This is a genomic window from Streptomyces sp. NPDC004561 (genome assembly GCF_053602155.1).
This window is the reverse complement of sequence record NZ_JBSGDB010000065.1, coordinates 16,868-27,057: the sequence shown is the minus strand read 5'-3', so window position 1 is coordinate 27,057 and position 10,190 is coordinate 16,868. Positions and strand designations below refer to the sequence as shown.

Here is a 10,190-nt window from a genome sequence, read left to right as displayed (position 1 = left end):
GGCCACGGGAGGGGTGGGCGGCAGAGCGGCCTCAGCGCTCCGCCGGTTGGTCCGTCCGTGCCGCAGGCGGTCCTGCGGCCTCAGTCCCGTTGACCACGTCCACGTCGCTCGCCCGGACGTAGGCGAGCCGGTGGCCGAACTGGATCTCGTAGTACGTCTCCTGGCCCTTGACCACCGGGGCGGGTGTGTCGACGAAGGAGGACCGGGCGACGTAGGAACCGTCGATGCTGGCCTCGGTCACGTACCGCTGACCCGCCCGCAAGCGGTAGGGGAGCGGCGCCTCGGTCTGCTCCTCGACTCCCTCCGGGTAGGCCTCCTCCTCCGGAAGGGCGCGTCCGAACACCGGGATCTCGTCCAGGCCCGCCTTCGGCGTCACCATGCGGCCCGCCGCGCCGACGGCGGTCGGCTGCTGCTTCGGGTTCTTGAACCATGCCCTGTGGCCCTGGAACCAGATCGCCGTCCAGTCGCCGCTGCGTCCGGCGACGGCGAAGGTCTGCCCGGCGGAGACGCGCGACCCCAGGTCGTTGACGTCCTCGGTGGACGGCCCGCCGTCGGGCTTGCGTCCCGGGTCCTGGATGAGCGGAGCGTTCTCGTCCGGCCGGGTGTGGAGGCGGACGGCGCTGGAGCCGTGCTGGGGGCAGGGCACACCGCTGCGGGAGCAGCCCGTGAACCGCGGCTTGTGAGTGGCGTAGTCCGGCAGGATGGTCACCATGTCGCTGTCCGGTCCGGCCGTGGCCCGCAGCGGCGCGCCGAGGAGGTCGAAGTAGTGCCGCCAGTCCCAGAAGGGACCGGGGTCGTCGTGCATGTCGGGGATCGAGTCGGCGGTCGGCGCGGGCACGTTGTCATGACCGAAGATGTGCTGCCGGTCGAGCGGAACGTGGTACTTCTTGGCCAGGTAACGCACCAGACGTGCCGAGGTCCGGTACATCTCCTCCGTGTACCAGGTGCCCGGCTGTCTGAGGAAGCCCTCGTGCTCGACGCCGATCGAGCGCGCGTTCACGAACTGGTTGCCGGAGTGCCAGGCCTCGTCCTTGGTCTTCACGTGCTGGGTGACATGGCCGTCGGTGGAGCGGATCGAGTAGTGCCAGGACGCCTCCGTGGGATCCTGCACGGTCTGGAACATGCTCTTCAGCGTCGCCTCGGTGTCGTGGATGACGATGTACTCGATCTTCTGGTCCCTGGGCCGGTCGGCGAGGTCGTGGTTGCCGTAGTCGCCGTCGTCGTCGATCTGCACGTACGGCGCGGCGAGCCAGTCGCAGCTCAGCTCGGCGGGGCACTCGGCGTTCTTCGACCGCCGTGCGCTCTGCTGGCGGGCGGTGCGGGGGCGCACGCCAGGGCTGGCGGGGAGGGAGACCTCCTGCCCTTCGGCAGTGGTGCGGTGCGCTCCCTTCCGGATCACCCCGAAGACGTCGTTCGCGTAGGTCGCCGCCGACTGGATGTCAGGTGTGCCGGGGAAACGTTCCACCGCCTCCCACCATTCGGCCGGGTTGTCGCTGAGGGGCCTGCCGAGCTGTCGTTGCGTGGCCGCCAGCAGCGCGGCGCCGCCGCGTACGTTGGCGGCGGGGTCCGTCCGCAGACGGTCGGCCGGGGCCTGGGTCAGGCGCGCGGCGCGCTGCAGGTCCGCCGGCCGCACGGCGCGGCCGGCCAGGGTGCCGGCTTCCTGTCCGGCGGGCGCCCCCGCCGAGCCGGTGCTCTGCCGGCCGTCGCTGTCGTGCTTAGTCTCCGGCCCCGCGGCGGCCGACGGCGTCCGGACCCGGCTGGTGTCCAGCAGGTGCATCGGTCCGTAGCCGCCCGCGACGCTGGGGGAGCCCGGGTGGGAGTCCCAGCGCGACTGCACGTAGGACACGCCCATGAGCACGCTGCGCGGCACGTGGTACTCGCGCGCTGCGTCCGCGAAGGCGTTCTGCAGGTTCTGCTCCGGCGCGTCGTCGTCGAACATCGGGCCGAGCAGCAGCGGCGCCAGCAGTGCCGCCGATCCGATCACGCATGCCGACCGGCGGCACACGCGGACGCGGTTGGGGACACGTGGGGCGGTGGGTCTTTTCATGGCACGGGTCTCCAAACATGCTCATCGCAGCCAGGACAAAGGAGTTGCCCCTGACAACCACCCCTTGTACGTTTCCGTGCCCGGCGTGTCCCGTCGCGCCAAGGGTCACCGGGGTGGACCAGCGGCCCGGCAGAGGCCACCCGGTCGGCGGCAGCGACCACGCTCCGACGGACCGTCAGCGCGGGTGCCGGGAACGGCCCGGCGCCGACGGCGCGCGGGCTCACTCCTCGACCGGGTCGACCTGCCAGTCGGGGTGGCCGGGCATGGGCGGGGTGTGCGGCCCGTAGAGCCACGCGGTCAGAAACGGCTTCAGATCCTGGCCCGCGACCCGGGACGCGAGGGCGATGAAGTCCGCGGTGCCGGCCGCACGGCCCCGATACGTCGTCACCCAAGACCGTTCGATGCGCTCGAAGGTCTCGGCGCCGACCTTCTCCCGCAGGGCGAACAGGACCAGCGCGGAGCCGTCGTAGCGCATCACCTTGAACAGCGTGGACGCGGTCGGTTCGGCTGGGGCCCCGTCGTCGTGCCGCCACTGGTCGTGCTGCTCGTAGGCCGCGCGCATGGCGTCCTCGAGGCTGACACCGCCGTGCGTGTCGGAGTACAGCCGTTCGTAGAAGCGGGCGTGACCCTCACTCAGCCACAGGTCCGACCAGCGCCGGATGGCGACGCTGTCACCCGCCCAATGGTGGGTCAGCTCGTGCACGAGATTGCGCTCGGCGTCGACCCGGTCGCCCAGCAGGTCGTCCTTGGGCACGACGGACAGCGACTGGGTCTCCAGCGCCACCGGCAGCTCGGTGTCCCCGACCAGCACACCGTAGCGGCGGAACGGGTACGGGCCGAGCCGCTGTTCCAGCCAGGCCAGGTGCTCCGGGGTGAGCGAGCGGTACGCCTCGGTGTCTTTGACCAGCCGGTCAGGGACCACGTCCCGTACGGGCAGCCCGCGCGGCCCGCTGCTGTCGACGAAGTCGAACTTCCCGATCGCCAGCTGCACCAGCTGGGCCGCGATCGGCTGCTCGGAGTCGTACGTCCACCGGACGCGCCCGTCGGGCCGCCGGACGGTGCCGGTGAGGCGGCCGTTGGCCACCGCGCTGACACCCGCCGGGGTGGTGATGTGGAAGGTGACCGGTGCCCGCAGGCTCGGGTGGTCGTCCGCCGGGAAGATCATTTTGGCGCCGTCGGGCTGCGCGCAGACCACGGTGCCGTCGGGCGTGGGCACCCAGCCGTAGTCCCGGATCGCGTCGTCGCGGTGCCGTTGCTGGGTGGGGTCGGCGGTGTACGCGACATGGACGGTGAACGTGCTCCCGCGCGCGAGGGGATGCGCGGGCGTGACGACGAGCTCGTCGCCGTCTCGTACGGCGGCGGCCGGTGCGCCGTCGACCGTGACCTTGTGCAGGGTGTTGCCCGCGAAGTCGAGGTCGAAGCGGGACAGGGCCTGGGTGGCGGTGGCGCTGATGGTGGCGCCGGCCTCGAAGGGCGTCCGTGGGGCCCGCCAGTCGAAGTCGAGGGTGTAACGGCGGACCGTGTAGCCGCCGTTGCCGGCGAGCGGCATCAGCGGGTCGCCGATGCCGGGAGCGCCGGGGGACGGGGCCGGCCCCGCCGCGGCGGCCGGGCCGGGTGAGGCGGCGGGGCCGGGTGAGGCGGCGGGGCCGGGAGCGGGCGCGTCGCGGCCCTCGTGAGGGAGCACGTCGGTGAGGACGGCCGCTCCGGTGAGGGCGACGGCACCGGCGAGAGCGAGGGCCGCACGGCGGGAGCGCCCCTTCCCGGACTCGCGGCGCGGGTGCCCGGCCGGGCTGCCTGCGGGCATGATCTCCATGCCCGCACTATGCCCGGATGATCCATTTATAGCACTAAATGTCCATGATGTGCGGCCGTGTGACGGGTACTCGCCCCCCGGATGCTCGTATGACGGTCTTCGGCCGGTCTGCTCCATTGCGGTCGGCGGCCAACTCCCCGTAGAACACCGGCCATGAGAATTCGGATGGTCATGTCCATGCTTGCCGGAGTGATCCTCTTGGCGGGCACCCTCTTCGGTGCCGGGGCCGCGACCGCCCGGGCCGACGGCGTCCCCGCCGAGTTCGGCACCGACTGGCACGACCCGCTGACCGCGGCGCCGCCCGTCGACCGGCCGCACACCAGATCGTGCCAGGTCACCCTCGCCGACGCCCAGTTCCGTGACTTCACCCCCTACCGGAGCCGGTACACCCCGCCCCAGGGCTGCGGCGACCGCTGGAGCAAGGTCGTCCTGCGCCTCGACGGCAAGGTGAAGGGACGTCAGTACGACCGGCTCGGCTATCTGCACGTCGGCGGGGTCGAGATCCTGCGCACCTCCACGCCGGAGCCCTCGCCCGACGGCATCGAATGGCACGTCGAGAAGGACGTCACCCGCTACACCGACACCTTCCGCAGCCCGCAGGACGTCGAGATGCTCATCGGCAACGTCGTCGACGCCACCTACACCGGCGTCATCGACGTGCACGTCAGCCTGACCTTCTACGCGGGCCGCCCCGCCGGGCGCACCCCCGACCGCGTCCTCACCCTGGCCGACAGCCCCGACGGCACCACGCTCACCACCCCGCGCAACAGCGAACGGATCGTCGCCGAGGTCTACGCGACCGGGTCGGGCGGCGGCTGCGAGGAGTTCTGGTACCTGACGGTGGCCGACCCCGCGTCCTACTCCTGCAAGGCCGACCACGGCCCCTACCGCGAGGTGCAGATCAAGGTCGACGGCCGTTTGGCCGGCATTGCCGCGCCGTACCCGAACGTGTGGACCGGCGGCTGGTCCGACCCCTTCCTCTGGTACGTGATCCCGGCCCCGCACGCCTTCGACGTCCGGCCCGTCGAGTACGACCTCACCCCCTTCGCGGCCCTCCTCGACGACGGCCGCCCGCACCGCGTCGAGGTCTCCGTCGCAGGCGTGCCGGCGGGACAGTCAGGCTGGAGCACCCCGGTGAACGTACTGGTCTGGCAGGACGCGCACCGCTACCGGCTCACCGGCGCGCTCACCGAGGACCGGGCCACCGACATCGCCAACTCCTCCACCTACACGCCCGGTTCCGAGAACCGTGTGAACACCGAGGCCGGACACCGGCTCACCGTCGCCGGATACCTCGACACCTCGCACGGCCGCGTGACCACCACCGTCACCCGGACGCTCGCCAACACCTCCGTCCACCGCTGGACCGACGGCGAGAACACCGACGGACTGGACGCGACCTGGACCGACGACGCGACCGTCGCCGTCGGCGGCCACGGCCCCGCGCGTGTGACGCAGACGCTGCGCACGTACACGATGGACGGCGCCACCACCATCGCCTCGGACAACCGGCTGCGCACCGCGCTGACCCTCGGCGACCGTGCCTCGGTCGTGGAGCTGCGGGACGGCCGGCGCACCGCGTGGTCGCGCCTCGACGACACCTACAGCGGCGACGCCGCGTACACGCTCAACGTTCCGCGCGACCAGCGGCACGCGGTCGGCACCTCGTCCGAGCGCTACCGCCTGTACGGCTCGGGCGGCTGCTACGACCACTCGCTGGCCACCGCTCAGGGCGTCCTGACGGAGGACCGCGACCACTGCTGAGTCCGGCGTCCCTCGCGGCGCACGGGCGACTCGGAAGGAGCGGCTCCGCGTGACCGGTGACGGGAACCCGCTCCTGACGGTCGGCCGGCGCACGGATCGGTCCGGACGGCCCTCTTCCGCTGAACCGCGGGAGGGGGCCGCACGGGGTCAGCAGCGTTTGGCGGTCTCCCCGTCGATCAGGGTGTCCAGCAGCACGCCGAGGACCTGGCGCTCCTTCTCCGTCAGCGGAGCGAGTATCTCCTCGGCCGCCGAGCGGCGCGCGCCGCGCAGCTCGCGCAGGGTCGCGCGCCCCTCGTCCGTCAGCTCGATCCGGGTCACGCGCCGGTTCGCCGGATCCGCGGCCCGGCGCACCTTGCCGCTCGCCTCCAGCCCGTCGACCAGCGTCGTCACCGCCCGGGGCACCACCTCCAGGCGCTCGGCGAGGTCGGCCATGCGCGGCGGCGAGCCGTAGTGCGCGAGGGTGCGCAGCAGCCGGGACTGGGCGGGGGTGACGCCCAGCTCGCGCTCCTCCAGATGGCGTTTCTGGATCCGGTGCACCCGGCGGGTGAGCCGCAGCAACTGCTCGGCGAGCAGGCCGTCGGGATCGGGGGTGGTCATGCGGGAACAATATCAGGATGCAGTTCATTGTGAGTATAGGTAACAATGACCTGCGATCCGTCCGTCATCGTCGGCCGCTCCCCGGCCGGCGCCCGCTCACCTCCGTAGGAGCCCATGCATCCCGACCGTGAACTCTCCTGGTCCCCGCCTCCAGACGCCAAGGACCAGCCCCGGCAGGTACGCCGCATCCTGAAGCTCTTCCGCCCCTACCGCGGACGGCTCGCGATCGTCGGCCTGCTGGTCGGCGCCTCCTCCCTGGTCTCGGTGGCCACACCGTTCCTGCTGAAGGAGACCCTCGACGTCGCGATCCCTCACGGCCGCACCGGCCTGCTGAGCCTGCTCGCGCTCGGCATGATCCTCAGTGCGGTCCTCTCCAGCGTCTTCGGCGTGCTGCAGACCCTGATCTCGACCACCGTCGGCCAGCGCGTCATGCACGACCTGCGCACGGCCGTCTACGGCCGCCTGCAGCGCATGTCGCTCGCCTTCTTCACCCGCACCCGCACCGGCGAGGTGCAGTCTCGCATCGCCAACGACATCGGCGGCATGCAGGCGACCGTCACCTCCACCGCAACCTCCCTGGTCTCCAACACCACCAGCGTGGTCGCCACGATCGTCGCGATGGTCGCCCTCGACTGGCGGCTCACGATCGTCTCGCTGCTCCTGCTGCCGGCCTTCGTGTGGATCAGCCGCCGGGTGGGCAACGAACGCAAGAAGATCACCACCCAGCGGCAGAAGCAGATGGCCGCGATGGCCGCCACCGTCACCGAGTCGCTCTCCGTCAGCGGCATCCTGCTCGGCCGCACCATGGGCCGCTCCGACTCGCTCACCGCGTCCTTCGCGGAGGAGTCCGAGCGCCTGGTCGACCTCGAGGTGAAGTCGAACATGGCCGGCCGCTGGCGCATGGCCGTGATCACGATCGTCATGGCCGCGATGCCCGCCGTCATCTACTGGACGGCGGGCCTGGCCCTGCACTTCGGCGGCCCGCAGGTCTCGCTCGGCACCATCGTCGCCTTCGTCTCGCTCCAGCAGGGCCTGTTCCGTCCGGCCGTGAGCCTGCTGGCGACCGGCGTCCAGATCCAGACCTCCCTCGCTCTCTTCCAGCGCATCTTCGAGTATCTGGACCTGCCGATCGACATCACCGAGCGTGAGCGGCCGGTCCACCTCGACCAGATCAAGGGCGAAGTCCGCTTCGAAGGGGTCGAGTTCCACTACGACGACAAGGGCGGGCCCGTCCTCGACGGCATCGACGTCACCGTCCCCGCCGGCGGCAGCCTGGCGGTCGTCGGCCCCACCGGCGCCGGCAAGTCCACGCTGGGCTACCTGGTGCCCCGGCTCTACGACGTCACCGGCGGCCGCGTCACCATCGACGGCGCCGACGTCCGCGACCTCGACTTCGACACCCTCGCGCGCGCGGTCGGCGTCGTCTCCCAGGAGACGTATCTCTTCCACGCCTCCGTCGCCGACAACCTCCGGTTCGCCCGTCCGGACGCCACCGACGCCGAACTGCACGCGGCGGCCAGGGCGGCGCAGATCCACGACCACATAGCCGCGCTGCCCGACGGCTACGACACGGTCGTCGGCGAACGCGGCCACCGCTTCTCCGGCGGAGAGAAGCAGCGCCTCGCCATAGCCCGCACCATCCTGCGCGACCCGCCAGTCCTCATCCTCGACGAGGCGACCAGCGCGCTCGACAACCGGACGGAAGCCGCCGTGCAGGAGGCCATCGACGCCCTCTCGGCCGACCGGACGACGATCACCATCGCCCACCGCCTGTCCACCATCCGTGGTGCCGATCAGATCGTCGTACTGGACTCCGGGCGCGTCGCCGAGCGTGGTACGCACGAGGAACTGCTGGAGCGGGACGGGCGATACGCGGCCTTGGTGCGCCGGGATGCGCAACTGGAGCCGACAAGCTGAACATATGCCGGGTTTGTGAGCATATGCGTATTACCGTGCCCGCATGCAGAAGTACACTCCGCCACGGAGCACGATCCGACTGACACGCCGGGGCCGACTCGCCCTCGTCGCTGCCGGCGCCGTCGCTGCCGGCACCGCCGTGGCGGTGCCGCTGCTGAGGCCGCACGAGCACTACGAGGAGGCGAAACCCGTCACGCTGGTCGTCCCGGAGGGATGGCGCGCGAGCCAGGTCTACGACGCGATCGACACGGCCCTCAAGCTGCCCTCGGGCAGCACCCGCAAGTCCCTCGGCAAGGCCGGCCTCAAGCTGCCCCACGACGCCGACGGCAACCCCGAGGGCTACCTCTTCCCCGCGACGTATCCCCTGCGACCGGGCGCGACCCCCGAGTCGGTCCTGCGCTACATGGTCGACACCGCCAACCAGAAGTTCGACGGGGCGCCGGTCGCCGCGGGGGCGCAGCGCAACGCGATGAACGTCTACCAGGCCCTCACCATCGCCAGCATCATCCAGGCCGAGGCCACGACGAAGGAGGACATGGGCAAGGTCTCCCGGGTCATCCTCAACCGGCTGGAGCGCGGGATGCCGCTGCAGATGGACTCCACCCTCAACTACGCGCTGAACCGATCCACCTTGCGCACCAGCCAGGACGACATCCGTATCGAGAGCCCGTACAACTCCTACCAGCGCATGGGCCTGCCGCCGACGCCGATCGACAACCCCGGCGAGGACGCGATGCGCGCCGCCATCAACCCGACGCCGGGCAACTGGCTGTACTTCGTGACGGTCAAGCCCGGGGACACCCGTTTCACCGCCGACTACGCGACGCACGTGCGCAACGTGGCGGACTTCAACGCCGCCCACCAGACCACGGGACAGCAGCCGAGCCAGAGTCCGGGCAAGCCCCCGGCCTCCCCGCGGTCCACGGTCCGCTGAGCCGACGGGACGTCACGCGGCGACCGGCCGGTCCTCGGCCAGCAGCCGCCTGATGTCCCGTGCGGCCGCCCGCCCGGCCCGGTTGGCGCCGATGGTGCTGGCCGAGGGGCCGTAACCGACGAGATGGATCCGCGGATCGGCGACCGCGCGCGTCCCCTCGACCCGGATCCCGCCGCCCGGCTCCCGCAGCCGCAACGGCGCGAGGTGGTCGAGCGCCGCCCGGAACCCGGTCGCCCACAGGATCACGTCGGCGTCCACGCGCCTGCCGTCCTGCCACTCGACCCCGTCGGGGGTGATCCGGTCGAACATCGGCTGCCGGTCCAGCACCCCGTCCGCGAGGCCCTTCCGGATCGCGTCGTTGAGGGGCAGTCCGGTGACCGAGACCACACTGCGCGGCGGCAGTCCCTGGCGGACGCGTTCCTCCACCAGCGCCACAGCGGCCCGCCCGGCCCCCTCGTCGAACGGCCCCTCGCGGAATACGGGAGGCCGCCGGGTGGCCCAGGTGGTCGCGGCAGCGTACGGGGCGAGTTCCAGCAGGTGCTGGGTGCCGGAGGCGCCACCACCGACGACCACGACCCGCTGACCGGCGAACTCCTCGGGCCCGGCGTACTGGGCGGTGTGCAACTGCCGCCCGCGGAAGGTCTCCTGCCCCGGGTAGCGCGGCCAGAACGGGCGGTCCCAGGTACCGGTCGCGTTGATCAGCGCCCGTGCCGACCAGATGCCGTCCGAGGTCTCCACGAGCAGCCGCCCCTCGTCGCCCTCGCGCACGGCCCGCACATCGACGGGCCGCCGCACCCGCAGGTCGAACGCGCGCTCGTACCGGTCGAAGTACTCCCCGATGACCTCGGCCGACGGCCGCGCCGGATCGGCGTCCGTCAGCTCCATTCCCGGCAGCGCGTGCATCCCGTGCACCTTGCCGTACGTCAGCGAGGGCCACCGGAACTGCCAGGCGCCGCCCGGGGCGGGCGCGTGGTCGAGGACCACGAAGTCGCGCTCCGGCTCGAAGCCGGTGCGCCGCAGGTGATAGGCGCTGGACAGTCCTGCCTGACCGGCGCCGATGACGACTGCCTCGACCTCGCGTGTTGCGTTCACGCCAGCACCAACAGACGTCCGGCCCC

Annotated in this window: 7 protein-coding genes; 3 read left to right on the top strand and 4 right to left on the bottom strand. The window is 71.7% G+C overall.

What is annotated here, in order from left to right; translation table 11 throughout:
* Window positions 1–31: 31 nt before the first annotated feature.
* A complete protein-coding gene (locus tag ACWEN3_RS11940) occupies window positions 32–1,984 on the bottom strand; it encodes an N-acetylmuramoyl-L-alanine amidase (RefSeq protein WP_452968899.1) in 1,953 nt (650 codons plus the stop codon).
* A gap of 283 nt (window positions 1,985–2,267) precedes the next feature.
* On the bottom strand, window positions 2,268–3,860 hold the full coding sequence (locus ACWEN3_RS11935; protein ID WP_452968897.1) for a M1 family metallopeptidase: 1,593 nt from the start codon (window positions 3,858–3,860) through the stop codon (window positions 2,268–2,270).
* Between the two features lie 153 nt (window positions 3,861–4,013).
* Here ACWEN3_RS11935 and ACWEN3_RS11930 point away from each other — a divergent pair, with 153 nt between their 5' ends.
* Window positions 4,014–5,624, top strand: a complete 1,611-nt coding sequence (locus ACWEN3_RS11930; RefSeq protein WP_452968894.1) for a peptide-N4-asparagine amidase — start codon at window positions 4,014–4,016, stop codon at window positions 5,622–5,624.
* A 147-nt stretch (window positions 5,625–5,771) separates the two neighbouring features.
* On the opposite strand, the gene ACWEN3_RS11925 is transcribed toward ACWEN3_RS11930, so the two are convergent.
* Window positions 5,772–6,221, bottom strand: a complete 450-nt coding sequence (locus ACWEN3_RS11925; protein ID WP_452968891.1) for a MarR family winged helix-turn-helix transcriptional regulator — start codon at window positions 6,219–6,221, stop codon at window positions 5,772–5,774.
* A gap of 114 nt (window positions 6,222–6,335) precedes the next feature.
* Here ACWEN3_RS11925 and ACWEN3_RS11920 point away from each other — a divergent pair, with 114 nt between their 5' ends.
* The gene (locus tag ACWEN3_RS11920) at window positions 6,336–8,138 is read left to right on the top strand and encodes an ABC transporter ATP-binding protein (RefSeq protein ID WP_452968889.1); all 1,803 of its coding nucleotides are present in this window, start codon (window positions 6,336–6,338) and stop codon (window positions 8,136–8,138) included.
* Between the two features lie 43 nt (window positions 8,139–8,181).
* On the top strand, window positions 8,182–9,072 hold the full coding sequence (gene mltG, locus ACWEN3_RS11915; protein ID WP_452968886.1) for an endolytic transglycosylase MltG: 891 nt from the start codon (window positions 8,182–8,184) through the stop codon (window positions 9,070–9,072).
* A gap of 12 nt (window positions 9,073–9,084) precedes the next feature.
* Here mltG and ACWEN3_RS11910 read toward each other — a convergent pair whose 3' ends face one another.
* Window positions 9,085–10,164: an NAD(P)-binding domain-containing protein gene (locus tag ACWEN3_RS11910; protein ID WP_452968884.1), complete on the bottom strand. Its 1,080-nt coding sequence runs from the start codon at window positions 10,162–10,164 to the stop codon at window positions 9,085–9,087.
* Between the last annotated feature and the right edge of the window lie 26 nt (window positions 10,165–10,190).